Genomic DNA, 25,332 nt, shown 5'->3' with positions numbered 1-25,332 from the left:
AAGACCGCCGAACCTCGGGATTCAGCGGCCATGTGCTTGAAACGTCAAATCTTCTCGCCGCTCAGCCGCTGGCAAATCATGTCGAGCTGATCGAGCGAATGATAGGCGAGCGTCACCGTTCCGCTCTTGAGCTGGTGCTGGATGCGCACCTTCAGACCGAGCAGGTCTCCGAGCTGGTGCTCAAGCGCCTCGATATCGGCGTCTCCGCCCTTTTGCCCGCTTGACGACTGATTGCGGACACCGCCGCCGCCCGGCTTTGCCTGGCGCGCCAACCCCTCGGTCTCGCGCACCGACAATCCGCGCCGGATCACCTGCTCGGCCAGGCTTTCGGCATCGGGTGCGGTAATCAGCGCGCGGGCATGGCCCATCTGCAACTGCCCATCGGCAACCCAATCACGCACACGTGCCGGCAGGTCGAGAAGGCGCAGCAGATTGGCGATATGGCTGCGCGACTTGCTGACCAGCTTGCCCAGCGCTTCCTGACTATGGCCGAATTCGGTGGCGAGCTTCCGATACGCCTCCGCCTCTTCGATCGCGTTGAGATCCTCGCGCTGGATATTCTCGATCAGCGCGATTTCAAGCGCCTCGGAATCATCGAAATCCCGAACGATTACCGGTACTTGATGGATATGCGCGCGCTGCGCGGCGCGCCAGCGGCGTTCGCCCGCGACGATCTGATATCCCGCGCCATTGGGACGCACGACAATGGGTTGGATCACGCCGCGCTTGGCGATCGATCCGGCAAGTTCGTCGAGCGCGGCATCATCGAAGTGACGACGCGGCTGTTCGGGATGCGGCGCAAGGTCGGACACCGCGACCATCTGGATGCCTGCACGCGGTCCGCTGCTCGGCGATGCGGTGACGGGCTCCTCACGCGCGACTTCACCGAGCAGCGCGCTCAATCCACGGCCGAGGCCGCTCGGGCGACGCTTCGGCGAAACGGCGGCGGCGCTATTCTCCGTCTGATCCTCGCTCATGCGGCCTTCGCCGCGCGCGGCAGCCGTCCGATCAGTTCGCGCGCGAGCGCGATATAGGCTTCCGAACCCGCGCAACGCATGTCATAGATCAGCGCCGGCATGCCATGACTGGGTGCTTCGGACAGGCGCACATTGCGCGGAATCACGGTTTCGAAGACCACCTTGCCCAGGCAGGCGCGCACATCCTGCGCCACCTGCTCGGTCAGCTTGTTGCGGCGGTCATACATGGTCAGCGCGACACCCAGAATCGAAAGATCGGGATTGAAGCGCGCGCGGATCCGTTCGACGGTGCTCAGCAACTGGCTGAGCCCTTCGAGCGCGAAGAATTCACATTGAAGCGGAACGATCAGCGATCGCGCGGCGACCATGGCGTTGATGGTGAGCAGACCCAGCGACGGCGGACAATCGATCAGGCAGATATCCCAGCGGCCCGGCGTGGCGCCATCGAGCGCCTGTTTCAGGCGATCGGTACGCTCTTCATAGTCCACCAATTCGATCTCGGCGCCAGACAGATCGACGGTGGAGGCGATGATATCAAGCTTTGGCACCTTGGTGTGGATGACCGCGTCGTCGAGCGTGCAATCGCCCGTCAACAATTCATAGGATGAATTGACGCGCTGCGACTGATGAACGCCGAGGCCCGTCGAGGCATTGCCCTGCGGATCGAGGTCGATCAGCAGCACACGCCACCCAGTCGCTGCGAGCGCGGTGGCGAGATTGATCGCCGAGGTGGTCTTGCCGACCCCGCCCTTCTGGTTGGCAACCGCAATCCGGATCATCGATTTCCCCGCCGCACGTTGCGCGCCACGATGATCGCTGAATCCGGATCGGTGACGCTCTGTTTCACGTGGAACATACCTTGCCATGTCCCGCGCACGACTTCCAGTTCGGACTGCGCGCTTCGTCCTTTTGGCAGCAACCAGACGGTCCCGGAACGGGAAAAGCGATGAGCCACCATGAAAAGACGATCGAGCGGGGCAAAGGCGCGCGCGCTGATCACTCCCGCCGAGAGGCCATCGGGCAAAACCTCCACGCGACGCCCCTCCACAGCAACACGCGATGTGAGCCCCATTGCCTCCGCCGCGTGCTCAAGGAAATCGACGCGCTTGCGCCGGGATTCGACCAGGATCATCGGCCGTTCCGAAAGCGCCGCGATCACAAGCCCCGGAAGCCCCGGGCCCGATCCCAGATCGATCCAGGGACCTGCGCCCGCCTCTTCCGCCAACGGCAGCAGCTGCGCAGAATCGACGATATGCCGCGCCCAGACACGATCGCGCGTCGAGTCCGCGATCAGATTCTGGCGCGTCGCCTCATCGAGCAGCAGCGCCACATAGCGCTCCAACACCGCCATTGTTTCACGTGGAACACCGAGCCTCGATGTTAACCACTGACGCGCTTCATCCTCGGTCATGCGGCCTGGCGTTTCGCCTGAACGAGGATCGCCGAAAGCGCTGCCGGCGTAATGCCGCGGATGCGTGATGCGGCCGCGAGCGTTGCGGGGCGCGCGGCCTCAAGCCGTTCAGTCATCTCGTTCGACAGGCCCGCGATCGCACGATAGTCGAAGGCGGGATCAATCCGGATATCTTCATTGGCGCGCAGCGCACGAATCTCCGCATCCTGACGCGCGAGATAGGGTGCATAGCGCGCATCCTCCACGATCTCATCGACCAGGGCCTGGTCGACACCCCGAAATGCCGGTGAGATCCGCGAGACCTCGTCCGCGCCGATCTGCGGAAAACGGAGCCATTCGATCAGCGGGCGGCGCGCCCCATCCGCGGCGATCTCGATCCCGGCTTCGGCAAGCAAGTTGCCTGAGACGACTTCGCCAAGAGCGTCCACAACTTTCGCACGCTCCCGCTCGCGCTTTTCGAACCATCCGCGCCGGTCCGTACCGATGCAGCCGGCTGCCATCGCGACCGGCGTCAATCGGGTCGGCGCATTGTCCGCGCGAAGTCGCAGGCGATATTCCGCACGAGCGGTCAGCATCCGATAGGGTTCGGTCACGCCTTGCAGCACGAGATCGTCAATCATCACGCCGATATAGCTCGTCGCCCGATCGAGCGTCAGCGCGGGCCTGTTGCCGACAAACGCCGCCGCATTCAACCCGGCGACAAGCCCCTGCGCCGCCGCTTCCTCATACCCCGTGGTGCCGTTGATCTGGCCCGCGCAGTAAAGCCCGGGAACCCCGCGCACCGCCAGTGTCGCCTCCAGTGCGCGCGGATCGATATGATCATACTCCACGGCATAACCCTGCCGGGCGATCTCGGCATGCTCCAGACCAACCATGCTGCGGATCATCTCATGCTGGACATCGACCGGGAGCGACGTCGAGATTCCATTCGGATAAACGAGAGGATCGTCGAGCCCTTCGGGTTCGAGAAAGATCTGATGGCCATCGCGGTCGCCGAAGCGGACCACCTTGTCCTCGATCGAAGGGCAATAGCGCGGCCCAAGCGCATCGATCGCTCCTGTATAGAGCGGTGAACGATCCAGTCCTCCACGGATGATCGCATGCGTTTCAGCGTTCGTCCGGGTAATCGCACAGAAAAGCTGCGGCGCCGGCCGGCGTGTTCCCAATGCGGACATCGTCCAGTCGCCGTCGTCCGATGGCTGCTCCTCCAGCACCGCCCAATCGATGGTGCGCCCGTCGATCCGGGGTGGCGTACCCGTCTTCAATCGCGCGATCGGCAAGCCGAGCGCGCGAAGCTGATCGCCCAGCCGCTGCGCCGACGCTTCCCCTACCCGACCGCCAGTGGTGATTTCGGGACCACAAAACATCCGGCCATTGAGGAAGGTGCCTGTCGCCAGGACGATTGCACCGGCACGCAATATCTCACCATCGCCGAGTTCGAGCCCGATGACCTGCCGCGACAAACCATCGAACACCAGCGCAGCGGCCTCGCCCTCCACGATCTCAAGATCGGCCTGATCGGCGAGCAATGTGTGGACCGCGTGCTTGTAGCGCCGCCGATCCGCCTGGATCCGTGGGCCCTGCACCGCCGTGCCCTTGCTCGCGTTGAGCATGCGATAGTGGATCGCGGCATGATCCGCCGCGCGCGCCATCAAGCCATCAAAGGCGTCGACCTCCCGGACCAGATGTCCCTTGCCCAATCCGCCAATCGCCGGATTGCACGACATCGCGCCGATGGTGTCTCGCGAAAAACTCAGCAGTGCGGTGCGCGCACCTGTGCGCGCCGCTGCCGCCGCAGCTTCGCAGCCGGCATGTCCGCCGCCTATAACGATGATGTCGAAACTGCGCGCCATGACCCGCAAGCGCTAGGGTATGGCCGGTCCCAAGTCAAAATGTTCCACGTGGAACAGCCTCACTTGCCGATGCAGAATCGACCGAACAACGCATCAAGCATCTGTTCGGTCCCCGCCCGTCCCGTCAACCGATCGAGCGCCATTCGTGCCAAGCGAAGCGATTCCGCCAGCAGAAGAAGATCGGTGGAGAATGCGCTACCCAGTGCCGAGCGACATTCGCGCAACAGATCACGCTGCCGCTGGTTGAGCGCAATTTCTCCCGGCCGCGGCAGCATCGCATCAGCCCGCGCGATCAACGCATCAACCAATGTCGAAAGGCCCGAGCCTTCCATCGCCGAAACCGCAACGGCATCGTCCACCCCAATCTCCCGTCCCGGCAGATCCGCGCGCGCATGAACCCGGATGGTCCGCGCAGAATCGAATGCCGGGTCCGTCGCCTCGTCGCCGAGCCAAAGAATGATATCGCTCTCCGCCACCACCTGCCTGGCGCGTTCGATCCCAACCGCTTCGATCTCGTCGCCCGTGCCCTCGTGAAGGCCCGCCATGTCGATCAGCACGAACGGTCGCCCCGCCAAGGCCAGCGGCACTTCGATCACATCGCGCGTCGTTCCCGCACGCGGCGAGACGATCGCCGCCTCCCGCCCTGCCAAGGCATTGAGCAAGGTCGACTTTCCGGCATTGGGCGGTCCCGCCAGCGCTACCCGAACGCCGTCACGCAAACGTTCGCCACTGGGTCGCATGAGCCAGTCGTCGATTTCACGGGACAACGCCACCGCATCATTCTGAAGCCGTCCCTCTTCCGGCCCCGTCACATCGTCCTCATCCGAAAAATCAAGCAACGCCTCCACTTGTGCGGAGATCATCAACAATCGATCCTGCCACTGGCTCACCTGCGCACTCAGCGCACCGCCCGCCACCGCGAGCGCGCTTCGGCGCTGCAGCTCGGTCTCCGCGAACAACAGATCGGATAGGCCCTCCGCCTCCGCGAGATCGATCCGTCCGTTCTCAAACGCTCGCCGCGTGAAGTCACCAGGCCCGGCAGGCAGCAGCCCGTCGATCCCGGCCAGTGCCGACAGCACGCGCGCCACCACCGCCCTGCCGCCGTGAAGATGAAGTTCGGCAAGATCCTCGCCGGTCGCGCTCGCCGGTCCCGGAAACCACAGCACCAAGGCCTGATCGAGCGCCTCTCCATCCGCCGGATCGCGCAGCGTCACCAGTCCGGCTCGGCGTGGCACCGGCAGACGACCCGCCAGGGCGCGCAAGGCCGGGCCCGCACTCATGCCGCTGATGCGGACGACAGCGAGCGCGGCCGGCGGCGCGCCGCTCGAAAGCGCGTAGATGGTGGTCATCGGATCAGGACGAGGACGAACCGCCCCCGACCTGGTCGAACATCTTGCGCCAGATGTTCATGCTCGCCTCGCCCATCGGCATCCAGCTCCGCATTAGTGTTTCCATCATCTCCGGGCTGACGCCCTTGTCCATCGACTCCAGAATGTTGGACACATATTTCTCATGGACGGGCGTGAAGTCCGGCAAACCCATGAAGCGCCTCGCCTCCTCCGGCGTGCAATCGACCTCGACATTGATCTTCATGAGTGCGTCTCCCCTTGAGCAGTCCCAAGCGGCGCTGCTAGGCTCTGGTCAATGACTTATGCGCCCGACCATGCCCTGATCGCAACGCCCATCGGCATGATCAGATTGGTGACCGATGGCGATACCCTCACACACACCGCGATCGAACCCGACAGCAGCGATCGGGAGCGTCCCGGCTCCACGCCCGTCCTTCGTGAAACCGAGGCGCAGATCCGCGCCTATTTCACGGGAAGCCTGCGCGATTTCGATCTTCCGCTGGCGCCGGCGGCCAGTTCGCGGGGCGACGCATTGCGCGCCGGAATCGCCGGCATCGGCTATGGCGACATGCTGAGCTACGGCGCGCTTGCCCGGCTGCTCGATTCCGGCCCACGCGCGATCGGCCAGGCCTGCGCGCGCAACCCCTTCCCCATCATCATCCCCTGCCACCGCGTGCTCGCGTCGGGGGACAAGCTCGGCGCCTATTCGGGCGGCCGGGGCCCGACGACCAAATTGTGGTTGCTCGACCACGAATCCCGTCACTCAGGAAAGGTACTCCCATGGCCGGCATGATCGCGATCGAAACGTTGGAGAAGGACAGAAGCTTCCAGGGCTATTGCGCCGAACCGGCCGGCGACGCGCGTGGTGCGATCATCGTGATCCAAGAAATCTTCGGCGTGAATCCCGGCATCCGCAAGAAATGCGACGACTGGGCGGAAGCCGGCTATCTCGCCATCGCACCCGATCTCTTCTGGCGCATGAAGCCCGGCATCGAGCTCGATCCCGATGTGCCGGCCGAGTTCCAGGAAGCGCTCGGCTGGATGGGCAAGTTCGACCAGACGCAGGGCATCGCCGATATCGAAGCGACCATCCACCTCGCCCGTGCGAAGAGCGGCGGCAAAAAGGTCGGCTGCGTCGGCTATTGCCTCGGCGGCCGCCTCGCCTTCATGACCGCGGCCCGCACCGATATCGATGCGTCGGTCGGCTATTATGGCGTCGGAATCGACGGACTGCTCGGTGAGAAACACGCGATCGCGCATCCCGTGCTGCTTCACGTTCCCACCGCCGATCATTTCGTCGGCCCCGATGCGCAGAAAGCGATACATGACGGTCTCGACGATCATCCCAAGGTGACGATCCACGACTATCAGGGCCTCGACCACGGTTTCGCCGCGGAGATGAGCAAGCGGCGCGACGAAGCCGGCGCCGAGCTCGCCGATGCGCGTACCGCCGCCTTCTTCGCGGAGACGCTGGGATGAGCGACGCCTGGAGGCTGATCGTCCGCGAGCCCGGCACGGCGGACGCCATCATATGCGAGGATATCGATCTCCCCGCTCCCGGCCCAGGCGAGGTGCGCATCCGCAACCAGGCCGTCGGCGTCAATTTCATCGATATCTATTATCGCACCGGCCTTTACCCCGCCCCCTCCCCGATCCTGATGGGGACGGAAGGCGCGGGCATCGTCGAGGCGGTGGGCGAAGACGTCACCGATTTCACACCGGGTGACCGGGTCGCCTATTTCGCCAAGCGCGGCAGCTACGCCACGCATGTCGTCGCCGATGCGGTCCGCAGCTTTCCGCTGCCCGATACCCTCGATTCCGAAACCGCGGCAGCGGCACTGCTCAAGGGGCTGACGGCCTGGTCGCTCGTCGAGCGCTGCGCCCGTGTCGAGCCCAGCCAGTCGGTGCTGGTCCATGCCGCTGCCGGCGGGGTCGGATCGATCCTTGTCCAGTGGCTCAAGGCCGTCGGCGCCCATGTGATCGCGCATAGTGGATCCCCGGAAAAGGCAGCGGTCGCGACCCGGCTGGGCGCGGATGTCTCGCTCCATGGCGGATTCGACGATCTTGCGGCGGCCGTCCGCGCCGCGACCGACGGGCGCGGTGTCCATGCCGTGCTCGACGGTGTCGGCAAGGATAGCTGGGATGCCTCGCTCGCATCGGTCGCCAAGCGCGGGATCATCGTGAGCTACGGCAATGCCAGCGGTCCCGTTCCTCCGGTCGCGCCACTGGTTCTGGGACGGGCAGGATCGGTCTTCCTCAATCGTCCGACGGTCTATGACTGGATCGAGCTGCCCGCCGATCGGGCGCAGGGGTGGAGCAGGCTCACCCAGATGCTCGCATCGGGCGCCGTGAAGATCGAGATCGGCCAGCGCTACCCGCTTTCGGATGCCGCCGAAGCCCACAGGGCGCTCGAATCGCGCAAGACAGTGGGTGCCACCGTCCTCTTGCCCTGATCGATCCTGTTTATCCGGCCGGCTCGTCGATCCGTGTCCAGATCTGGGACTTGCAGCCGATCCGGCCGATCAGGCAGCCCGCCCCTTTGATCGTACGCGCATTCACCACCGTGATCGTGCCTGAAAAGGTCTTGCCGATATCGGGCACGAACACTTTGCCGCGCCACACGCCGTTCCTCTCCTGAACGAAGCCGCTGAAGAGCTGCGCACCGATCAATTCCTCGGTGCCACCCCGCCGCGCATCCGCCTTGGCCTTGTCGCTCGCCCAGATCACCGTGCCGCACATCGTCTGGCCACAGGGATGGGCGCGGATATGGACGCTGTTGCTGGGATTGCGCCAGATCCCCCGCGAACGGTCCGCAGGGGCCGCTTGCGCCAGCGCAGGCAGCATTGCGCCGGCAATCAGCGACAGCCGGAACATCCCGATCATGCGGCATTCTCCGCCTTCCGCGATTCGGTCAGGATATCCCATGCGGCGATGAACAGCGCCGCGATGACGGGTCCGATCACGAAGCCGCTGAAACCGAACACCTCGAGCCCGCCGAGCGTCGAGATCAGCACGATATAGTCGGGCATGCGCGCATCGCGGCCGACCAGGATCGGGCGCAGAATATTGTCGACCATGCCGATGACGAACAAACCGCAGAAGACCAGCAATATCCCCTGCCAGATCGCGCCCGTCGCCAGCAGGTAGATCGCGACCGGCACCCAGACCAGTCCGGTGCCGATCGCGGGCAGCAGCGACAGGAATCCCATCATCACGCCCCAGATCAGCGCCCCCTGGATGCCCAGCAGGCCGAAAACGATGCCGCCGATCGTTCCTTGCAGGATCGCGACGATCACGCTGCCCTTGATCGTCGCGCGGATCACCGCGACGAAACGATCGGCAAGTGCCCCGCTCTGCTCCGGCCGCAGCGGTACCGCCGCATGGAAACGCGCGACCAGCCCGTCACCATCACGCAGCAGGAAGAACAGCAGATAGAGCATCACGCCCAGCGCGACGAGGAATCCGAACGCGCTCTGCCCGATCAGAAAAGCCTGAGCGGCAAGCGAACGGAAGCTGCTGGTGATCCCTGCCGCGATCAGTTCGCGCACCGCGCCGATATTGGTGAGCCCCAGGCGGCGCAGCATGCTGCGCGCCCAGCCAGGCAGGATCTGCTGGACCTCCTGGAAATAGAGCGCGAAATCGATCTGCCCGGTGCGGATCTTCACATAGATGGCGGAGATTTCCTGGAGCAGGAAGATGCCGAGCAGGATCGCCGGCACGATCACCATCGCCACGATCACGAGCAGCGTCATCAGCGCCGCGATATTGCGTCGCCCGCCAAATCGACGCACGAACCGGTGATTGAGTGGCGAGAACAGGATAGCCGCGACCAGCCCCCAGAGGATTGCGCCGAAGAACGGTTCGACCACCCAGGCGAGCGCCAGCGAAATGACGACGACCAGCGCCAGGAAAGTCCGATCCTCGAGCTTCGTCATCATCCCCCCAACAGACGCACCGGCCTTACGCGCCGGCCGGATTCGACCGGAAGGCGTTCAATACAGCAAAGCGCGCGATCCGTGAATCGCGCGCCTCGCCATGGGTCCAGGGGAAACCGCGCCGATTGGCGCGGCTCCGGTCGTTTTCAGAACAGGCTGATCAGCCCCACGCTGGGATCGACGATGCCGTCATAGATCATCTTGCCCGCGACATAGAGGATCACCAGCAGGCCGACATAGGCGATCCAGCGATAACGCTCGATATATTTGGCGATGATGTTCGCGGCGATGCCCATCAGCACCACGGAGAGCAGCAGGCCGATGATCAGGATGCCGGGATGCTCGCGCGCGGCGCCTGCCACCGCGAGCACATTGTCCAGGCTCATCGACACGTCGGCGAGCGCGACCGCCCAGGCGGCGGCGGCGAAGCTCTTGGCCGGGCGGACGCCGGAGAACTGGTCGCCGTGGATTTCCGGGGAATCGCCGCTGCCCGCCGGATGGAGCTCACGATACATCTTCCAAGCCACCCAGAGCAGCAGCACGCCACCGGCAAAGATCAGGCCGATGATACCGAGCAGCCAGCTTACCACCAGGGCGAAGGCGATGCGCAGCACCAGCGCGGCAATGATGCCGATCATGATGACGCGCTTGCGCTGATCGGCCGGCAATCCGGCCGCCAGCGCGCCGACGACGATGGCGTTGTCGCCCGCAAGCACGATATCGATCATCAGCACCTGGACGAACGCCGCCATCTGCGCGGGATGGCCGATATTCGAGAAATCGGCGACGATATGATGCCAGATGTCGACCGGCGAACCGATCGAACCGGCCGCAGCCGCCGAAAGTGCGAGAAGATCGATCATCGTGCCCCCGAAACGCGCCGCTGGATTACTGGTTCATCGAATCGAAGAAGTCTTCGTTGGTCTTCGAATCCTTCATCTTGTCGAGCAGGAACTCCATCGCGTCGATGGTGCCCATCTGCATGAGGATGCGGCGCAGCACCCACATCTTCGAAAGCTTGCTCTTGTCGACGAGCAGCTCTTCCTTGCGGGTGCCGGACTTGCCGACATCCAGCGCCGGGAAGATGCGCTTGTCCGCCACCTTGCGGTCGAGCACGATTTCCGAATTGCCGGTGCCCTTGAATTCCTCGAAGATCACTTCGTCCATGCGGCTGCCGGTATCGATCAGCGCGGTGGCGATGATCGAGAGCGAACCGCCTTCCTCGATGTTGCGCGCCGCGCCGAAGAAGCGCTTCGGCCGCTGCAGCGCGTTGGCATCGACGCCGCCCGTCAGCACCTTGCCCGAGCTGGGCACGACGGTGTTGTAGGCGCGGCCGAGGCGCGTGATCGAATCGAGCAGGATCACGACGTCCTTCTTGTGCTCGACGAGGCGCTTCGCCTTCTCGATCACCATTTCGGCGACCTGGACGTGGCGCTGCGCGGGTTCGTCGAAGGTGGAGGAGATCACCTCGCCCTTCACCGAACGCTGCATGTCGGTCACTTCCTCGGGCCGCTCGTCGATAAGCAGCACGATCAGGAAGACTTCGGGATGATTGTCGGTGATCGCCTTGGCGATGTTCTGCAGCAGCACGGTCTTGCCGACGCGCGGCGGCGCCACGATCAGGGCGCGCTGGCCCTTGCCCTGCGGCGAGACGATGTCGATCACGCGCGCCGACTTGTCCTTGACCGTCGGGTCGAGCGTATCGAGGTTGAGCTTCTGCTCGGGATAGAGCGGCGTCAGATTGTCGAAATTGACGCGGTGACGGACCGCTTCGGGATCGTCGAAATTGACGGAGATCAGGCGGGTCAGCGCGAAATAGCGTTCGCCGTCCTTGGGGCCGCGGATCTCGCCTTCGACGGTATCGCCGGTGCGCAGACCGAATTTGCGGACCTGGTTGGGTGAGATGTAGATGTCGTCGGGGCCGGCCAGGTAATTGGCTTCGGGGCTGCGCAGGAAGCCGAAGCCGTCCTGGAGCACTTCGATCGTGCCCATGCCCATGATCTGGGTGCCGTTTTCCGCCTCGACCTTGAGGATGGCGAAGAGCAGGTCCTGCTTGCGCAGCGTGGACGCGCCCTCGACGCCGAGTTCTTCGGCCATTTCAACGAGTTCGGCGGGGGATTTCTTCTTGAGGTCTTTAAGATGCATTGATGGAGTCCGATTGGTATTCGGGTGATGATTGGGATGTCCGTGTTGGCGGATCGGCTTTGAAGGGAAGTCGCTCGCGCACGGACGGCCGAGGACGAAATTCGCCGAAAGGGTTAAGCGGCGCTTTCGCGCAAGTCAACCGCGATCGGATCGGCCGATTCAGAAGGGTCGGACGACAGCCAAGATGACGATCACCGCCGCGGCGATGCCGGGCACCTCGTTGAGCAGCCGCAAGGTCCGCTCGGGCAGCGGGCGTTCGCCCCTGGCGAGCTTCTTCGCATAGCCGACCATCCAGCCATGGTAACCGCTCAGCGCGAAGACCACGGCGAATTTCAGATGGAACCAGCCCTGCGAGAAGGCATCGGCATTGAGCGCCAGCGTCAGCCCCAGCACCCACACGACGATCATCGACGGGGTGATGATGATCCGCCGCAACCGCGTCTCGCGATCCACCCAGCGGGCGTCCTCGGGCGATCCCGGCGGGCTTTCCTGATGATAGACGAAGAAGCGCGGAAGCATGAACATGCCCGCCATCCAGAAGATGACGAAAATGACATGCGCTGCCTTCACCCAGAGCGTCGCGGCGCCCAGGAAGCCGGCCATATCGCTCATCGCGTCCCGCCCCTCACGATCGCCAGCAACTGCTCGACATGCGCGATGGGCGCATCGGGCAGGATGCCATGGCCGAGATTGAAGATATGGGGACGGTCGGCAAAGGCCGCAAGGACCCGCCTCGCCCCGCGTTCGAGCGCTTCACCGCCGGTAATCAGCGCCAGCGGATCGAGATTGCCCTGCACCGGCAGATCGGCGGGCAGCGTCGCCGCCGCCCATTCGGGATCGACCGTCTCGTCCAGTCCGATCGCGTTAACCCCGGTCTCGCGGGCATAGGCGGCAAGCTTGCCTCCGGCGCCTTTTGGAAAGCCGATGATCGGTGTGTCGGGATGACGCGTGCGCAATCCGTCCACGATCCGCGCGGTCGGTCCGATCACCCAGCGTTCGAACTGATCGGGCGACAGGCTGCCCGCCCAGCTGTCGAAGAGCTGCACAGCGTCCACGCCAGCTTCGATCTGGCCGGACAGATAATCGATCGTCATCGTCGAGATCGCGTCGACGATCGCGTCGAATGCCTGGGGATCGCGATAGGCGTAGCGCCGCGTTTCGCCCTGTTCGCGGCTTCCCTGGCCTGCGACCATATAGGTGGCGACCGTCCAGGGCGAACCCGCGAACCCGAGAAAGGTCGTCGCCGCCGGCAGTTCGGCGCGCACCCTGCGCACCGTTTCGTAGACGGGATCGAGCCGCGAAGGCACCATGCTCAGCGATTCAAGCGCATGATCGACCAATGGGGGCGAAAGCCGTGGTCCCTCCCCCGCTTCGAAGCGCAGATCCTGGCCCAGCGCATGGGGCACGATCAGAATGTCGGAAAACAGGATCGCGCCGTCGAAGCCGAAACGGCGGATCGGTTGCAGCGTCACTTCAGCGGCCGCCTCGCTGTCGTTCACCAGTTCGAGGAATCCGCCCTTGTCGGCGCGAAGCGCGCGATATTCGGGCAGATAACGCCCGGCCTGGCGCATGAGCCAGACGGGGGGCACCGGGCGGCGCTCACCCTTGAGCACGGAGAGCAAGGGTCGCGTTTCGGTCGGTCGGTCGCTCAGAACGGCTCTCTTCTTCTATCTAGAGTCTTTGGAAATAAGGATGATGAAGGATGTTGGGCGGGGAAGAGCGGGACTTATCGCCTGTCCGCATCTTTGCCAACAGTTTGACTCCTGCAGGCCCCCGATTCAGCGCATGAGTCGCGTCGCTCATCCCCGTTATCCACAGACTCGTCCGCCGGGGCGATTGGCTGTTGAAAACCCGTGGATTGAATCCGGATCTGCGTGGATGGAAAGCGCCGTCGCGGCTTTCACTGGAAAAATCCCCACTTTATCCACAAAGATATGTCGATGACGCGCTTGCACCTCCATCTCCTGTCCGATTCAACCGGCGAAACGCTGGAGAATATCGCGAAAGCGGCGCTCGCCCAGTTCGATGGGGTCGAGACGATCAAGCATTTCTGGCCGATGGTCCGATCCGAAGGTCATCTCGATCGCATCCTGATCGATATCGCCCAGAATCCCGGCCTTGTCCTGTTCACGCTGGTCAATGTCGAAACCCGCCGAAAGCTCGAGGCGCGCTGCCGCGCGCTGGGATTGCCGATGGTGGCAGCGCTCGATCCGGTGACCGATGCGCTGTCGAACCTGCTCGGCCAGGAAGCCAAGGCGCGCCCCGGGCGCCAGCACACGCTGGATGCCGCCTATTTCGCGCGCGTCGACGCGATCCAGTTCACGATCGCGCATGACGACGGTGTCGGCTGGGAGAATTGGGAGGAAGCGGACATCGTTCTGGCGGGTGTTTCGCGCACGTCTAAGACGCCGACATCGATCTATCTCGCCAATCGCGGATACAAGACCTCGAATATCCCCATCGTGCCGGAATCGCCGCCGCCCGACACGCTTTACCGGTTGCGCCATCCGCTCGTCGTCGGCCTTACCACAAGCGCCGACCGGCTGATCCAGGTGCGACGCAACCGCCTGCTCTCGCTCAATCAGGCGCCGGAGACCGATTATGTCGATCAGGATGCGGTGACGCGCGAGGTGGCCTATGCCCGGCGTATCTTCGCCGACAATGGCTGGCCCGTGATCGACGTGACGCGCCGTTCGATCGAGGAGACGGCGGCTGCGATCATCAATCTCTACAATGAGCGCGCGGCCGGTCAGGATCCGGACGCATGACCTTGCTTCTCGCTTCGCAAAGCGCGGCGCGGCGCGCCATGCTGGATGCCGCCGGGATCGCGCACGACGCCATGGCGTCAGGTGTCGATGAAGAGGCGGCGAAGGCGGCGCTCCGGGCCGATGGCCTGTCGCCGCGCGACCTGGCCGATGCGCTCGCGGAATTGAAGGCGCTGCGCGTTTCGAACCGCGTGCCTGGTGCGATGGTGCTTGGCGGGGATCAGACGCTGGCGCTCGACGACGGTACGATGCTCGACAAGCCGGCGGATCGAGACGCGGCGGCGGCGCAGCTTCGCCTGCTCTCGGGGCGGACGCATATGCTTCACAGCGCCGCGGTGATCGCGGAGGCCGGCCGGCCGGTCTGGCGGCATGTCGATCGCGCCAGGATGACGGTGCGACCCTTGTCCGAGGCATTCATCCAATCCTATCTCGATCTCGAATATGAAGAGATCGCCGGCTGTGTCGGCGGCTACCGGATCGAAGGCCCCGGCGCGCAGCTGTTCGCGCGCGTCGAGGGCAGCCACTTCACCATATTGGGCCTGCCGCTGCTGCCGCTGCTCGATTATCTGCGGATCAGGGGAGTCTTGAAGACGTGAGCATGCCTTATGCGGAAGTGATCGGCGATCCGATTTCCCATTCCAAATCGCCGCTGATCCACGGCTTCTGGCTGGAAAAGCTCGGGATCGAGGGCGCCTATCGCGCCGCGCATGTGACCGCCGACGCACTGCCCGCCTATTTCGAGAGCCGCCGCGCCGATCCCCTGTGGCGCGGCTGCAATGTGACCGTTCCCCACAAGCTGGCGGTGATGGAATTCGTCGCCGATCCCGGCGGCGTCCGCGACGGCATCGGCGCGATGAACACCGTGCTGCGCGCGCCCGACGGTGCGCTCACCGGCACCAACACCGATGCCGGCGGCTTCTTCACGCCCTTGTCGGAGGTTCCGTTGGCGGGCGCGCCCGTGACGGTGATCGGCGCTGGCGGGGCTGCACGCGCGGTGCTGTTCGCATTGTCGCGGATCGGCGTCGGCCCCGTCGCCATCCTCAACCGCAATGTGCTGAAGGGCGCGGGCCTGCTGGCTGCCTTCGGTCTCAAGGGCCAGGCATTGCCGCTCGATGCCGCGCTGCCGCCATCCGCGCTCATCGTCAATGCCAGCACATTGGGCATGGCCGGCATGCCGCCGTTCGCACCCGATCTGTCGGCTCAGGCCGAGGACTGCGTGGTCTACGACATCGTCTACGCCCCGCTTCAGACCGATCTGCTCGCTGCGGCCGAAGCGCGGGGGCTGGAGACGATCGACGGGCTGGAGATGCTTGTCGGCCAGGCGGCGCTTGCTTTCGAACTGTTCTTCGGTGTGGCGCCGCCGCGCGAACATGATGCGGAGCTGCGCGAGCGGCTGCTCGCGTGATCATCGGCCTCACCGGATCGATCGGCATGGGCAAGTCCGCTGTGGCCGGCATGTTCCGGTCGCTGGGCGTGCCGGTTTTCGACGCGGATGCCGCAGTGCATCGGTTGCAGGGCCCAGGCGGCAGGCTGTTGCCCGCGATCGAGGCGTTGTTCCCTGGGACGACGAGCGCCGCCGGCATCGATCGTGCGGCGATCGGGAAAGCGGTGTTCGGCAACGCGCCTGCGCTCGCCGCGCTCGAACGTATCGTCCATCCGGCGGTCGCCGAAGAAAGGCGCAGCTTTCTGCGTCGCCATCGATCCCGGCCGATCGTCGTGCTCGATATCCCGCTGCTCTTCGAAAAGGGCGGTGCGGATCTGGTCGATCTTGTCGTCGTGGTGTCCGCGCCCGCCTGGATGCAGCGCCGGCGGGTGCTGAAACGGCCCGGCATGACGGTCGAAAAGTTCCGTCGGATCCTGAAACTCCAGACCTCCGATGCGGTGAAACGCCGCCGTGCGGACGTGGTGATCGAAACCGGGACGACCCGACAGCGAACGCGTGCCGAAGTGGCGCATCTCGTCACTTGCATGCGTGCGAAACTGCGCCGATAATCCCGGGAATGCGCGAAATCGTCTTCGATACCGAGACCACCGGCCTGAGCCCACAGAATGGCGACCGGCTGGTCGAGATCGGTTGTGTCGAGCTGATCAATCGGGTTGAAACCGGCCGTGTCTTCCACGCCTATTTCAACCCCGAGCGCTCGATGCCGAGCGAGGCGCAGGCGGTACACGGCCTGTCGGAAACCTTCCTGTCGGACAAGCCGCTCTTCGCCGACAAGGTGGAGGAACTGCTCGAATTCATCGCCGACAGTCCGATGGTCGCGCACAATGCGCAGTTCGACTTTTCCTTCCTGAATCACGAACTTGGCCTGTGCGCGCGGCCGATCGTGCTCACCGATCGCATGATCGACACGCTGGCGATCGCGCGGTCGCGCCATCCCGGCGCCAAGCACAGCCTGGATGCGCTCTGCTCGCGCTACGGCATCGATCGCAGCCACCGCGTCCTGCACGGCGCGCTTCTCGACGCCCAATTGCTTTCCCAGCTCTACGTCGAACTGACCGGCGGGCGGCAGATCGGCCTGATGCTCGCCACCGAAGAAAGCGCGCCGGTGAGCCGAATCGCCGAGTCGCGCGTTATCGTTCCGACGAACCGTCCGGTTCGTCCCCCCCGTCCCCATAGCGCCAGCGCGGAGGAACTGGCGCGGCACGCCGAATTCGTGGCCCGGCTTACCGACCCGCTCTGGGTACAGGTCGGCCAGGCAGGTTGATCATCGCAGGGCGGCGCATCAGATGCGCCGACGCGAACAGCAAATGGAGAATGCCATGGATATCCGTGTTTCCGGTCATCAGGTCGACACCGGCGATGCGCTGCGCGCGCACGTTCAGGACCGTCTCGAGGGGATCGCGGACAAATATTTCTCGCGTGCGCTGTCTGCCACCGTCACTTTCGGCAAGGGGCCGCACGATTACGGATTCCGCTGCGATATCGTCGCCCATGTCATGCAGGGCGTGATCCTGAAGGGCAGCGGCACGGGGCAGGAAGCGCATCCCTCCTTCGACGCAGCCGCCGAACGGATCGAGACCCAGCTTCGCCGCTATATGCGCCGGCTGAAGGATCGCCACGGCGTTCAGCAGGCGGCGGCGAGCGCGGCGCTCAACGGCCTGAACGGTTTTGATGCGGGCTACACCGTGTTCGACGCGGCCGAGGAGGTCGAGGAGCCGAGCGACAATCCGCCGATCATCGCCGAAACCCGCGTGGACGTGCCCAATGCCAGCGTTTCGGACGCGGTGATGATGCTCGATCTGCGCAACACCAACGCGTTGCTGTTCAAAAACAGTGGCACCGGCGCCTATAATATGGTCTATCGCCGCGGCGATGGGACCATCGGCTGGGTCGAACCGCAGCGCGCCGCCTGACGGCGACGCCCTAACGCCGTGATATGCAACGACTTTACCGGGGGCTAAAGGCGGGAGCGATTCCCGCCGAATCGGAACTGATATGAACGATTTCAGCGACATTCTTACCCCCGGCACGGTCGTTGCCGGCCTTTCGGTCTCGGCCAAGAAGCAATTGTTCCAGCAACTCGCGGCGCTGGCGGAAAAAAATGGCGGCATCGACGCGCGTGTCGTGATCGAGCGTCTGTCCGAACGCGAACGGCTGGGATCGACCGGCTTTGGCGGTGGTGTCGCCATTCCACATGGCAAGATCGAGGGGCTCGGACGCGTCGTCGGCGTGTTCGCGCGTCTCGATCAGCCGATCGATTTCCAGGCGATCGACGACATGCCCGTCGATATCGTCTTCATGCTCCTGTCCCCGCCCGATGCGGGGGCCGAGCATCTCAAGGCGCTGGCGCGCGTCAGCCGCGCGCTGCGCGATCGTCCCTTCCTCGCCAAGCTGCGTGGTGCCGGCTCGGACGACGCGCTCTATGCGTTGCTCGTCAGCGCCGAAGCGCGCGATGCCGCCTGAGGGCACGGGCGAAACCGCACGGGGCGAGGACGCCCATTTCCGGGCGCTTGAATCGCTTTATCGCAGCGCGCCGATCAACCGGCTGTTCGAATCCGAGCTCGAGATTCCAGAAGCCGGCTTCGCCCGCATCCGTTTCGAGGTGGACGACCGCGTTCACCATGCGGCGGGCGCCGCGCACGGCACCAGCTATTTCAAGATGCTCGACGATGCCGCTTTTTATGCGGCGAACAGCCTGGTCACCGATCATTTCCTGCTGACCACCGCCTTCAACCTGCTGTTCACCCGTCCGATCCACAATGGGCCGGTGATCGCGGAGGGGCGCTGGATCAGCGGTAAAAGGCGCGTCTATGTCGCCGACGCGCGGCTGATCGACGCCGATGGCGAAGAGGCGGCGCGCGGCACCGGCACTTTCATGCGATCGCGAATCCCGCTTGCCAGCCTGCCCGGATATCGGGACGCACAGCGCGCATGACGCCGCGCCTGTCCAGCGCCATGCTGGTCGGCGCGCTGATCCGCAGGGTCCAGGCCGAGGGCGGCTATGCGACCGTGCTGGCCAAGGGCGACGCCGGGGGCGGCGCGATCATCATCGCCTGCGCCGAAAAGGGCCGGGTTTCCGGGCTGTTCGAACGGATCCTGGATATGGGCGGCGCCTATATATGGGCGCCGTGCGGGCCGCGCGATTCCACCGATCCGTTCGAAATATCACAATATCTGGAGCGTAGGCGTACATGCGACCCCGATATATGGATCGTCGAACTGGATATCGCAGACGCTGAACGGTTCGCCGCTGAAACGATCGGCCCAGCTTGACTCTCTCCGGCTGCAATAACAGAGCCGCACGACTTCAATGCGCCAGACCGTCTTGCGGGATGAATCGGCAAGGACGGTAGCGCAGTCGGGGGACAAATCGGGGGTGCGGTGTTTGGAGTATGCACCCCGCCGGATGCGTCAACCGCACTAACGATTGTCTGATGAGTCCTGTTTTGCGCGCCGCAAGCTACGCGGCGATCGTCTTTTGTGCCGCATCGGCCGCCGTCCAGGCGGTTCCCTCGTTCGCGACCGGCACCACAACGACTCCGGCTTCCGCCGTCGAGATCGTCAAGAACGACCCCCTGATCATAGACGCCAACGCCGAAACCACGGCGGAGGTTCCCGAAGTCGAAGCAGAGCCCCGCACGCTGAGCGCGCTGGTGGCCGCCGAACCGACCGGTGAAGATCTGACCGCCGAGCTGGAATGCCTGGCCGGCGCCGTTTATTTCGAAGCACGCAGCGAATCGCTCGATGGGCAGCTCGCCGTTGCGGACGTGATCCTCAACCGCGCCGATTCGGGCCGCTTCGCCAGCACCGTTTGCGGTGTCGTCCACCAGCCCGGACAGTTCTCGTTCGTGCGTGGCGGCCGTATGCCGACGATCAACCGCAACAGCCAGGATTGGCGCGAGGCGGTTGCGATCGCGCGGATCGCGGAAAAGGATCGCTGGGAAAGCGCCGCTTCGGATGCGCTGTTCTTCCATGCCACCCACGTCTCGCCGCGCTGGAAGCTTCGTCGGATCGCGACCGTCGGCAACCACGTCTTCTATCGCTGATCGCTTTGGAGGGGCGGTGCCCCTCCTTCCATTCGTTCTCGTCTTGTTCTAGGGTGGCTGCATGAGCGCCGTCCACATGACCTGTGAACCAAGCCCCCTTCCCATCACCGCGGTCGATGTGGCGCGCGGCGTCGCGCGGCTGTTCTTGGCGCATGACATGGTCGCGCTGGTGGAGGTGCCGCTGGGCAATGGCCGGCGCGCGGACATCATGGCGCTCGATGCGGCCGGCCGGCTCACCATCGTCGAGATCAAGGTCGCGCGTGGCGATCTGCTCGGCGACATGAAATGGCCGGACTATCTCGATTATTGCGATCGTTTCTTCTGGGCGGTGCCGCCGGGTTTCGACGCGTCGCCGCTCGACGGCGAATTCTTCATGCCCGATCGCACCGGCGTGATCGTGGCGGATCGCTATGATGGCGCGATCATCCGCGAAGCGCGCTCGGCACCCCTTGCCGGCGCCCGGCGCAAGGCCGAAACGCTGCGCTTCGCCAGGCGCGCGGCCGGACGGCTGCTCGGCGCGCTCGATCCGGACATCGTGCTTCCCGACGGCGCCTGAAACGGCCGGGCAACCTCATCCGAGATCGCCCGGCGCGACGGGACTCAATCCTCTTCGGATTCGTCATCGTCTCCTTCCTCGCCATCGTCTTCCTCGTCGCCGGCATCGGCTTCATCGTCCTGATCATCGTCTTCGGCGACTTCGGCTTCATGCCCGGCCTCGTCCTGGGCTTCGTCGATCGTGTCGAGGATTTCGTCGTCCTGCTGGGTTTCGATGTTGGACATGATGGTCTCCGCTTGGCGAATCGGCCGCATCGGTGCGGCCCGCCAGAGACTGTCAGCGCAATGCGTCAGCCTGTTTGCGGAACGGCGACAGCTTCGCGTCGGTCGCTGGCGACGTGATCCCCTTATTCGGCGTCGCGCGCCGGAAGCCGTGCCGCGATCTTGGCGACGTCGTGGCTGAAGATCGCGAGATCATGCACCTTGCCGTCGCGGCGCATGACATGGTCCTTGAGCAGCGCTTCCGCGCGAAAGCCGAGATTCTGGAACAGCGCGATCGCGCCGGTCTGGTCCGGCGTCATCCGCGCGGTCAGCTTCTTGAGGTCGCGATCGACGGCGATTCGAAAGCTCTCCTGCAGCATGGTGCGACCAAGCCCGCGTCCACGCATCTCGATCGAAACCAGCAACCGCACTTCGCCGACATGCGGCGACCAGCCCAAAGGATCGCGCATGATCGCCGATGTGGCGACGATACCCTGCGGGCCGACCGCGACCAGGCTGTCGATATGGCCGTCGTCGATCCGCGCGAGCCAGGCCTCCACCACCTTGCGGTTCTTGAGGTCGCGGCCGACGAAGAGCAGGTCATGCTCGGGCAGCGCGCGCGCGAAGCGCAGCATCGCTTCCTGATCCTCGGGATGGAAGCGGCGAATCTCCAGCGTCATGTCGCCATAATCGATCGTCCGGACGGGCTCGGTCATCGTCAACGCTCCTGAAGCTCGTGAATGAAGCAGCCGGGGCGCAAGAGTCTCTGGCCAGTCATCCCGGCATGATTGGCGCCCCGTCCGGCCGCGTCAAGCGGCGAACGCGCGCGCCCCGCGCAGCACCGACATTCGGTGGCCGCCTGAAACCGCCTGGCTGCGCTCGCGCACCGTTTCCATGAACACCCATTCGCCGTTCACCCGATCGGGCGTGATCTCGATCGTCATATAGCCGCGATGGCTGGTGTCGGCCCATTTCAGCTCCGGACTGGAGCCCCGCACCATGCGCGCGACGGTGTCGGGCGTGGCGGTCAGATAGGCCTCGTATCCGGGTGAGGACACGCTGTGTCCGCCGAATTCAACGCCGGCGCGGCCGTGCGTGCCGGGCAATTCGAAGGCCCAGCCATTATGGCTGTCGCCCGAAAGTACGACCAGATCCGCGTCGGCGGCTTCGCCTGCGGCCAGGATGCGCGCCCGCGAAGCCGGGAAGCCGCCCCAATCGTCGAGATTGCCGGCGATGCCCGCCTTGGTCGCCGCGATTCCGCCCTTGGTATAGGCGACGAGATAATCGGGCGCGTCCGCCGCGAGCAGGCTCAGGGCATCGGGCGGGGTGAACAGCCGACCCATATTGGTCTGTTGCGCGAGGATCTGCCAGCGCGCACCGCGCTTGACCGACGCGGCCAGCGTATCGGTGACCCATTTTTCCTGCATCAGGCCCATCATCGTCCGCGCCGGATCCTCGAGCACCGATCGATCCTTGAGCGCTTCCGACATCTTCAGTTCGCGCGATCGGCCGGTGACCCGGGTTTCCGGGCGCAGCAGCGTCGCGAGATCGCCGATCTCGTACCGGCTCCACGCTGCGTCGGACACCGGCAGCCATTCGTGCCAAGCCTGAAGCGCCGCCGCCTTGCGCGCCGCGAAATCGCCTTCGTCGCCCTGATGATTCTCGGCGCCGTTGGTCCAGCTGTTGTTGGCGACTTCATGATCGTCGATCTGGGCGATCATCGGGAACAACTGATGGATGCGCTGAAGGTCGGGATCGGCGCGATAGCCCGCATAGCGCAGCCGGTAATCGGCGAGGTGGAGCAACTCGCCCGGCGGGTCGATGATGCGCCCCTTCACCGCATCCTGGAGTTTGGGATAGGTGCCGCGCGGATATTCGTAGAGATAGTCTCCCAGATGGACCATCAGGTCCAGATCGTCGCGCGCCGCCGCATGGGCATAGGCATTGAACCAGCCAAAGGGCAGGTTGGAGCAGGAAAAGACGCCAAGGCCGAAGCGGGCGCATGGGCCGGCGGGCAGCGTCCTCGTCCGCCCGATCGGCGACACTGCGCCGTCGGGAGCGGCGAAGCGATAATAATACCAGCGTCCCGGCTCCAGCCCGCCGACGATCGTTCGCGCGGTGAAGTCGGCATCGGCGCGTGCCATGGCCCTGCCGCCGGCGACGACGCGCTCGAATCGGGGCGTTTCGGAAAGCTCGACGGCCAGCGCCGCATCCGCGCCGTTCGCGGGTACATAGCGGGTCCAGAGCAATATCGAATCGGGTCCGGGCTCGCCGCTCGCGACATTATGGGTGAAGCCGCGCGCGCCGAGCAGGCTGGCCGTGGCGTGCGCGCCGCCGGGAAGGAGCAGTGCCCCCAGCCCCATGCTGCCGCCCAGAACCAGGCTGCGACGATCGATCCGTACTGTCATGCCATCTCCAATCCGGTGTTCGTCTGCACGCGGTTCATGATGGCTGTGTGACGCCGTGCGCGCGGCTTCGCAATGCGTGCGCGATCAGACGCGCTCGGCCCGGCTCACCGCGTCGGCCGCCCGGAGTGCCGCCAGGATACGCATCAGATGATGCAGGTCGTTCACTTCCAGATCGACCGTGAAATGGTGGAAGCTGGTGTCGCGATTCTCCATCCTGAGATTGAGGATGTTCGCCTTGTGCGTGCCGAATATGCCCGCCATCACCGCCAGCGCGCCGGGTTCGTTCTTCAGCACCACGCTCAGCCGCGCGGTTCCGCTTTCGGATGCTTCGCCCCAGGCCAGATCGATCCAGTCGGCATCGATGCCGTCGCTCAGCCGCTCGCAATCGATGGTGTGGACCTCGATCTCCTCGCCGGGGCGGCGCAGGCCAACGATCCGGTCACCGGGCACGGGATGGCAGCATTCGGCCAGCCGATAAGCGACGCCGGGGGTGAGGCCACGGATCGAGATCGCCTCGCGCTGCTTGGGCGGGGACTTGCCGGCGATGTCGGTGCCCGTCGATCCGGGCATCAGCGCTTCCATCAGCTCGGTATCGGAGATGAGCTGCTTGGCGATCGCCTCCATCAGGGTCGGCTCGTCCTGCTTCTTCAGCCGTTTGATCGCCTGCGCCAGCGCTTCCTGGCCAAGCTGGGTAGGCAGGCGCTTGACGATCTCGTCGTAGATCTTGCGGCCGAGCGCAATGCTTTCGTCGCGCTCCTTGTGCCGCACGAACCGGCGGATCGCCGCGCGCGCCTTGCCGGTGGCGACGAAGTTGAGCCAGCCGGGCTGCGGTTCCTGCCCCCTGGATTTCAGGATCTGCACCTGATCGCCATTTTCGAGCTGGGTGCGCAGCGGCACGACCCGGCCATTCACCTTCGCGCCGACGGTCTGGTCGCCGAGATCGGTGTGCACCGCATAGGCGAAGTCGACCGGCGTCGCGCCCTTGGGAAGCTGGTAGAGTTCGCCCTTCGGCGTGAAGGCGAAGATGCGATCCTGATACATCGCCATGCGGGTATGCTCGAGCAGCTCCTCGGCGCTGTCGGCATTTTCGAGGATCTCGATCAGGTCGCGGATCCAGCCAGCCTGGACGTCCGATGTGCCATTCTGCTTGTACGCCCAATGCGCCGCCAGGCCATATTCGGCCTGGGCGTGCATCGCCCGGCTGCGGATCTGGATCTCGATGCGCGTGTCGCCGGCATGCATCACCGTGGTGTGCAGCGATTTGTAGCCGTTGCGCTTGGGGGTGGAGATATAGTCCTTGAACCGGCCCGGAACCATCGGCCAGCGCTGATGGATCACGCCGAGCGCGCGGTAGCAGGCTTCGGCATCGGGCGTGATCACGCGGAACGCCATGATGTCCGAAAGCTGTTCGAAGCTGATGTGCCGTTCGGCCATCTTGCGCCAGATCGAATAGGGATGCTTCTCGCGGCCCGACACGTCCACCTCGACACCGGCGCGCGACAGCAGCAGCTTCAGGCCAGACGCGATCTTGGCGATGCGGTCGCCGCCCTCGCCCTGCAACTGTTCCAGCCGCTTGCTGATCGAGACATAGGCCTCGGGCTCCAGCTCGCGAAAGGCGAGCGTCTGCATCTCCTTCATGAACTCGTACATGCCGATCCGCTCGGCGAGCGGGGCATAGATGTCCATCGTCTCCTTGGCGATGCGGCGGCGCTTCTCCTCGGATTTGATGAAGTGCAGCGTGCGCATGTTGTGCAGCCGGTCGGCCAGCTTCACCAGCAGCACGCGGATATCGTCGGACATGGCGAGCAGGAACTTGCGGAGATTCTCCGCCGCGCGCTCATTCTCGGTCTGTGCCTCGATCTTCGAAAGTTTGGTGACGCCATCGACGAGCCGCGCGACGTTCGTTCCGAACAGTCGCTCGATCTCCTCATGCGTCGTCAGCGTGTCCTCGATCGTGTCGTGCAGGATCGCGGTCACGATCGTTTCGTCGTCGAGCCGGAGGTCGGTCAGGATGCCCGCCACCTCGATCGGGTGGCTGTAATATGGGTCGCCGGAGGCGCGCTTCTGGCTGCCATGCGCTTTCATCGAAAACACATAGGCGCGATTGATCAGCGCCTCGTCCGCATCGGGGTCATAGCTCAGGACCCGGTCGACCAGTTCATATTGCCGCAGCACGACGCCCATCTGGGGTGTCGTGCCCCGATGATGCAAGCTTTTTGGCGGAGAAAGGCGACATTTCTGCC

At 64.6% G+C, this 25,332-nt stretch carries 30 protein-coding genes; 14 read left to right on the top strand and 16 right to left on the bottom strand.

What is annotated here, in order from left to right:
* Positions 1 to 44: 44 nt before the first annotated feature.
* Genes K7G82_RS20685 through K7G82_RS20660 form a run of 6 tightly spaced genes read right to left on the bottom strand, consistent with a single transcriptional unit; the run spans position 45 to position 5,834 of the window.
* Positions 45 to 977 carry a ParB/RepB/Spo0J family partition protein gene (locus K7G82_RS20685; protein WP_222991805.1) on the bottom strand — a complete coding sequence of 311 codons (933 nt, stop codon included), beginning with the start codon at positions 975 to 977 and terminating at the stop codon, positions 45 to 47.
* Entirely contained in the window at positions 974 to 1,756 is a 783-nt protein-coding gene (locus K7G82_RS20680) for a ParA family protein (RefSeq protein WP_222991804.1), read from the bottom strand. The genes K7G82_RS20685 and K7G82_RS20680 overlap by 4 nt, the downstream gene beginning before the upstream one ends.
* A complete protein-coding gene (rsmG, locus tag K7G82_RS20675; protein WP_222991803.1) occupies positions 1,753 to 2,388 on the bottom strand; it encodes a 16S rRNA (guanine(527)-N(7))-methyltransferase RsmG in 636 nt (211 codons plus the stop codon). Before rsmG ends, K7G82_RS20680 begins: the two co-directional genes overlap by 4 nt.
* On the bottom strand, positions 2,385 to 4,241 hold the full coding sequence (gene mnmG / locus K7G82_RS20670) for a tRNA uridine-5-carboxymethylaminomethyl(34) synthesis enzyme MnmG (RefSeq protein WP_222991802.1): 1,857 nt from the start codon (positions 4,239 to 4,241) through the stop codon (positions 2,385 to 2,387). Before mnmG ends, rsmG begins: the two co-directional genes overlap by 4 nt.
* A gap of 59 nt (positions 4,242 to 4,300) precedes the next feature.
* Positions 4,301 to 5,590, bottom strand: a complete 1,290-nt coding sequence (mnmE, locus tag K7G82_RS20665) for a tRNA uridine-5-carboxymethylaminomethyl(34) synthesis GTPase MnmE (protein WP_222991801.1) — start codon at positions 5,588 to 5,590, stop codon at positions 4,301 to 4,303.
* Positions 5,591 to 5,594: 4 nt separating this feature from the next.
* On the bottom strand, positions 5,595 to 5,834 hold the full coding sequence (locus tag K7G82_RS20660; protein WP_222991800.1) for a DUF6489 family protein: 240 nt from the start codon (positions 5,832 to 5,834) through the stop codon (positions 5,595 to 5,597).
* A gap of 51 nt (positions 5,835 to 5,885) precedes the next feature.
* Between K7G82_RS20660 and K7G82_RS20655 the strand changes: the two genes are divergently transcribed.
* From K7G82_RS20655 to K7G82_RS20645, 3 genes are read left to right on the top strand one after another with little or no spacing between them, the layout of a single operon-like run.
* Positions 5,886 to 6,383 carry a methylated-DNA--[protein]-cysteine S-methyltransferase gene (locus K7G82_RS20655; RefSeq protein WP_246623729.1) on the top strand — a complete coding sequence of 166 codons (498 nt, stop codon included), beginning with the start codon at positions 5,886 to 5,888 and terminating at the stop codon, positions 6,381 to 6,383.
* Positions 6,371 to 7,069 carry a dienelactone hydrolase family protein gene (locus K7G82_RS20650; RefSeq protein WP_222991799.1) on the top strand — a complete coding sequence of 233 codons (699 nt, stop codon included), beginning with the start codon at positions 6,371 to 6,373 and terminating at the stop codon, positions 7,067 to 7,069. Before K7G82_RS20655 ends, K7G82_RS20650 begins: the two co-directional genes overlap by 13 nt.
* On the top strand, positions 7,066 to 8,043 hold the full coding sequence (locus K7G82_RS20645) for a quinone oxidoreductase family protein (protein WP_222991798.1): 978 nt from the start codon (positions 7,066 to 7,068) through the stop codon (positions 8,041 to 8,043). Before K7G82_RS20650 ends, K7G82_RS20645 begins: the two co-directional genes overlap by 4 nt.
* Positions 8,044 to 8,053: 10 nt before the next feature.
* Here K7G82_RS20645 and K7G82_RS20640 read toward each other — a convergent pair whose 3' ends face one another.
* The 6 genes from K7G82_RS20640 to hemE form a co-directional block, all read right to left on the bottom strand.
* On the bottom strand, positions 8,054 to 8,464 hold the full coding sequence (locus K7G82_RS20640; protein ID WP_222991897.1) for a DUF2147 domain-containing protein: 411 nt from the start codon (positions 8,462 to 8,464) through the stop codon (positions 8,054 to 8,056).
* Between the two features lie 5 nt (positions 8,465 to 8,469).
* Positions 8,470 to 9,525 (bottom strand): AI-2E family transporter, encoded by a 1,056-nt coding sequence (locus tag K7G82_RS20635; protein ID WP_246623728.1) that lies wholly within the window; start codon positions 9,523 to 9,525, stop codon positions 8,470 to 8,472.
* A gap of 146 nt (positions 9,526 to 9,671) precedes the next feature.
* Positions 9,672 to 10,388 (bottom strand): TerC family protein, encoded by a 717-nt coding sequence (locus K7G82_RS20630; RefSeq protein ID WP_222991796.1) that lies wholly within the window; start codon positions 10,386 to 10,388, stop codon positions 9,672 to 9,674.
* A gap of 25 nt (positions 10,389 to 10,413) precedes the next feature.
* Positions 10,414 to 11,670 (bottom strand): transcription termination factor Rho, encoded by a 1,257-nt coding sequence (gene rho / locus K7G82_RS20625; protein WP_222991795.1) that lies wholly within the window; start codon positions 11,668 to 11,670, stop codon positions 10,414 to 10,416.
* 159 nt (positions 11,671 to 11,829) lie between these two features.
* Positions 11,830 to 12,282: a CopD family protein gene (locus tag K7G82_RS20620; protein WP_222991794.1), complete on the bottom strand. Its 453-nt coding sequence runs from the start codon at positions 12,280 to 12,282 to the stop codon at positions 11,830 to 11,832.
* The gene (gene hemE / locus K7G82_RS20615) at positions 12,279 to 13,322 is read right to left on the bottom strand and encodes a uroporphyrinogen decarboxylase (RefSeq protein WP_222991896.1); all 1,044 of its coding nucleotides are present in this window, start codon (positions 13,320 to 13,322) and stop codon (positions 12,279 to 12,281) included. Before hemE ends, K7G82_RS20620 begins: the two co-directional genes overlap by 4 nt.
* 288 nt (positions 13,323 to 13,610) lie before the next feature.
* On the opposite strand from hemE, the gene K7G82_RS20610 reads away from it, so the two are divergent.
* The 11 genes from K7G82_RS20610 (at position 13,611) to K7G82_RS20560 (ending at position 20,481) form a co-directional block, all read left to right on the top strand.
* Positions 13,611 to 14,438 carry a pyruvate, water dikinase regulatory protein gene (locus tag K7G82_RS20610; protein WP_222991793.1) on the top strand — a complete coding sequence of 276 codons (828 nt, stop codon included), beginning with the start codon at positions 13,611 to 13,613 and terminating at the stop codon, positions 14,436 to 14,438.
* A complete protein-coding gene (locus K7G82_RS20605) occupies positions 14,435 to 15,031 on the top strand; it encodes a Maf family protein (protein WP_222991792.1) in 597 nt (198 codons plus the stop codon). The genes K7G82_RS20610 and K7G82_RS20605 overlap by 4 nt, the downstream gene beginning before the upstream one ends.
* A 2-nt stretch (positions 15,032 to 15,033) precedes the next feature.
* On the top strand, positions 15,034 to 15,840 hold the full coding sequence (locus K7G82_RS20600) for a shikimate dehydrogenase family protein (protein WP_222991895.1): 807 nt from the start codon (positions 15,034 to 15,036) through the stop codon (positions 15,838 to 15,840).
* Positions 15,837 to 16,427, top strand: a complete 591-nt coding sequence (coaE, locus tag K7G82_RS20595) for a dephospho-CoA kinase (protein WP_343228620.1) — start codon at positions 15,837 to 15,839, stop codon at positions 16,425 to 16,427. Before K7G82_RS20600 ends, coaE begins: the two co-directional genes overlap by 4 nt.
* Before the next feature lie 8 nt (positions 16,428 to 16,435).
* Positions 16,436 to 17,143 carry a DNA polymerase III subunit epsilon gene (gene dnaQ / locus K7G82_RS20590; protein ID WP_222991791.1) on the top strand — a complete coding sequence of 236 codons (708 nt, stop codon included), beginning with the start codon at positions 16,436 to 16,438 and terminating at the stop codon, positions 17,141 to 17,143.
* Positions 17,144 to 17,198: 55 nt separating this feature from the next.
* Positions 17,199 to 17,792 carry a ribosome hibernation-promoting factor, HPF/YfiA family gene (gene hpf, locus K7G82_RS20585; RefSeq protein ID WP_222991790.1) on the top strand — a complete coding sequence of 198 codons (594 nt, stop codon included), beginning with the start codon at positions 17,199 to 17,201 and terminating at the stop codon, positions 17,790 to 17,792.
* Between the two features lie 82 nt (positions 17,793 to 17,874).
* On the top strand, positions 17,875 to 18,342 hold the full coding sequence (gene ptsN / locus K7G82_RS20580; protein ID WP_222991789.1) for a PTS IIA-like nitrogen regulatory protein PtsN: 468 nt from the start codon (positions 17,875 to 17,877) through the stop codon (positions 18,340 to 18,342).
* Entirely contained in the window at positions 18,332 to 18,814 is a 483-nt protein-coding gene (locus tag K7G82_RS20575) for a PaaI family thioesterase (RefSeq protein WP_246623727.1), read from the top strand. The genes ptsN and K7G82_RS20575 overlap by 11 nt, the downstream gene beginning before the upstream one ends.
* Complete coding sequence (locus K7G82_RS20570) at positions 18,811 to 19,152, top strand: DUF1491 family protein (protein WP_246623726.1); 342 nt, start codon at positions 18,811 to 18,813, stop codon at positions 19,150 to 19,152. Before K7G82_RS20575 ends, K7G82_RS20570 begins: the two co-directional genes overlap by 4 nt.
* Before the next feature lie 161 nt (positions 19,153 to 19,313).
* Complete coding sequence (locus tag K7G82_RS20565; protein ID WP_222991787.1) at positions 19,314 to 19,925, top strand: cell wall hydrolase; 612 nt, start codon at positions 19,314 to 19,316, stop codon at positions 19,923 to 19,925.
* Positions 19,926 to 20,001: 76 nt separating this feature from the next.
* Complete coding sequence (locus K7G82_RS20560) at positions 20,002 to 20,481, top strand: MmcB family DNA repair protein (protein WP_246623725.1); 480 nt, start codon at positions 20,002 to 20,004, stop codon at positions 20,479 to 20,481.
* Positions 20,482 to 20,525: 44 nt separating this feature from the next.
* Here the strand turns inward: K7G82_RS20560 and K7G82_RS20555 are convergent, their stop codons facing one another.
* The 4 genes from K7G82_RS20555 to K7G82_RS20540 all read right to left on the bottom strand — a co-directional run bounded on the left by K7G82_RS20555 (position 20,526) and on the right by K7G82_RS20540 (position 25,264).
* Entirely contained in the window at positions 20,526 to 20,705 is a 180-nt protein-coding gene (locus K7G82_RS20555; protein ID WP_222991785.1) for a hypothetical protein, read from the bottom strand.
* Between the two features lie 122 nt (positions 20,706 to 20,827).
* The gene (locus K7G82_RS20550; protein ID WP_246623724.1) at positions 20,828 to 21,397 is read right to left on the bottom strand and encodes a GNAT family N-acetyltransferase; all 570 of its coding nucleotides are present in this window, start codon (positions 21,395 to 21,397) and stop codon (positions 20,828 to 20,830) included.
* A 93-nt stretch (positions 21,398 to 21,490) separates the two neighbouring features.
* Positions 21,491 to 23,089 (bottom strand): alkaline phosphatase D family protein, encoded by a 1,599-nt coding sequence (locus K7G82_RS20545; RefSeq protein ID WP_222991784.1) that lies wholly within the window; start codon positions 23,087 to 23,089, stop codon positions 21,491 to 21,493.
* Between the two features lie 84 nt (positions 23,090 to 23,173).
* Positions 23,174 to 25,264 (bottom strand): RelA/SpoT family protein, encoded by a 2,091-nt coding sequence (locus tag K7G82_RS20540; RefSeq protein ID WP_222991891.1) that lies wholly within the window; start codon positions 25,262 to 25,264, stop codon positions 23,174 to 23,176.
* Positions 25,265 to 25,332 lie beyond the last annotated feature (68 nt).

It is taken from the genome of Sphingomonas colocasiae (assembly GCF_019880585.1).
GTDB lineage: Bacteria > Pseudomonadota > Alphaproteobacteria > Sphingomonadales > Sphingomonadaceae > Sphingobium_A > Sphingobium_A colocasiae.
This window is presented reverse-complemented; position numbering and strand designations above follow the sequence as displayed.

Excerpts from the sequence above, each read along its gene's own strand:
- K7G82_RS20685 (WP_222991805.1), bottom strand. The coding sequence starts at position 977 with ATGAGCGAGGATCAGACGGAGAATAGCGCCGCCGCCGTTTCGCCGAAG.
- K7G82_RS20680 (WP_222991804.1), bottom strand. The coding sequence starts at position 1,756 with ATGATCCGGATTGCGGTTGCCAACCAGAAGGGCGGGGTCGGCAAGACC.
- rsmG (WP_222991803.1), bottom strand. The coding sequence starts at position 2,388 with ATGACCGAGGATGAAGCGCGTCAGTGGTTAACATCGAGGCTCGGTGTT.
- mnmG (WP_222991802.1), bottom strand. The coding sequence starts at position 4,241 with ATGGCGCGCAGTTTCGACATCATCGTTATAGGCGGCGGACATGCCGGC.
- mnmE (WP_222991801.1), bottom strand. The coding sequence starts at position 5,590 with ATGACCACCATCTACGCGCTTTCGAGCGGCGCGCCGCCGGCCGCGCTC.
- K7G82_RS20660 (WP_222991800.1), bottom strand. The coding sequence starts at position 5,834 with ATGAAGATCAATGTCGAGGTCGATTGCACGCCGGAGGAGGCGAGGCGC.
- K7G82_RS20655 (WP_246623729.1), top strand. The coding sequence starts at position 5,886 with ATGACTTATGCGCCCGACCATGCCCTGATCGCAACGCCCATCGGCATG.
- K7G82_RS20650 (WP_222991799.1), top strand. The coding sequence starts at position 6,371 with ATGGCCGGCATGATCGCGATCGAAACGTTGGAGAAGGACAGAAGCTTC.
- K7G82_RS20645 (WP_222991798.1), top strand. The coding sequence starts at position 7,066 with ATGAGCGACGCCTGGAGGCTGATCGTCCGCGAGCCCGGCACGGCGGAC.
- K7G82_RS20640 (WP_222991897.1), bottom strand. The coding sequence starts at position 8,464 with ATGTTCCGGCTGTCGCTGATTGCCGGCGCAATGCTGCCTGCGCTGGCG.
- K7G82_RS20635 (WP_246623728.1), bottom strand. The coding sequence starts at position 9,525 with ATGACGAAGCTCGAGGATCGGACTTTCCTGGCGCTGGTCGTCGTCATT.
- K7G82_RS20630 (WP_222991796.1), bottom strand. The coding sequence starts at position 10,388 with ATGATCGATCTTCTCGCACTTTCGGCGGCTGCGGCCGGTTCGATCGGT.
- rho (WP_222991795.1), bottom strand. The coding sequence starts at position 11,670 with ATGCATCTTAAAGACCTCAAGAAGAAATCCCCCGCCGAACTCGTTGAA.
- K7G82_RS20620 (WP_222991794.1), bottom strand. The coding sequence starts at position 12,282 with ATGAGCGATATGGCCGGCTTCCTGGGCGCCGCGACGCTCTGGGTGAAG.
- K7G82_RS20610 (WP_222991793.1), top strand. The coding sequence starts at position 13,611 with ATGACGCGCTTGCACCTCCATCTCCTGTCCGATTCAACCGGCGAAACG.
- K7G82_RS20605 (WP_222991792.1), top strand. The coding sequence starts at position 14,435 with ATGACCTTGCTTCTCGCTTCGCAAAGCGCGGCGCGGCGCGCCATGCTG.
- K7G82_RS20600 (WP_222991895.1), top strand. The coding sequence starts at position 15,034 with ATGCCTTATGCGGAAGTGATCGGCGATCCGATTTCCCATTCCAAATCG.
- dnaQ (WP_222991791.1), top strand. The coding sequence starts at position 16,436 with ATGCGCGAAATCGTCTTCGATACCGAGACCACCGGCCTGAGCCCACAG.
- hpf (WP_222991790.1), top strand. The coding sequence starts at position 17,199 with ATGGATATCCGTGTTTCCGGTCATCAGGTCGACACCGGCGATGCGCTG.
- ptsN (WP_222991789.1), top strand. The coding sequence starts at position 17,875 with ATGAACGATTTCAGCGACATTCTTACCCCCGGCACGGTCGTTGCCGGC.
- K7G82_RS20575 (WP_246623727.1), top strand. The coding sequence starts at position 18,332 with ATGCCGCCTGAGGGCACGGGCGAAACCGCACGGGGCGAGGACGCCCAT.
- K7G82_RS20570 (WP_246623726.1), top strand. The coding sequence starts at position 18,811 with ATGACGCCGCGCCTGTCCAGCGCCATGCTGGTCGGCGCGCTGATCCGC.
- K7G82_RS20565 (WP_222991787.1), top strand. The coding sequence starts at position 19,314 with ATGAGTCCTGTTTTGCGCGCCGCAAGCTACGCGGCGATCGTCTTTTGT.
- K7G82_RS20560 (WP_246623725.1), top strand. The coding sequence starts at position 20,002 with ATGACCTGTGAACCAAGCCCCCTTCCCATCACCGCGGTCGATGTGGCG.
- K7G82_RS20555 (WP_222991785.1), bottom strand. The coding sequence starts at position 20,705 with ATGTCCAACATCGAAACCCAGCAGGACGACGAAATCCTCGACACGATC.
- K7G82_RS20550 (WP_246623724.1), bottom strand. The coding sequence starts at position 21,397 with ATGACCGAGCCCGTCCGGACGATCGATTATGGCGACATGACGCTGGAG.
- K7G82_RS20545 (WP_222991784.1), bottom strand. The coding sequence starts at position 23,089 with ATGACAGTACGGATCGATCGTCGCAGCCTGGTTCTGGGCGGCAGCATG.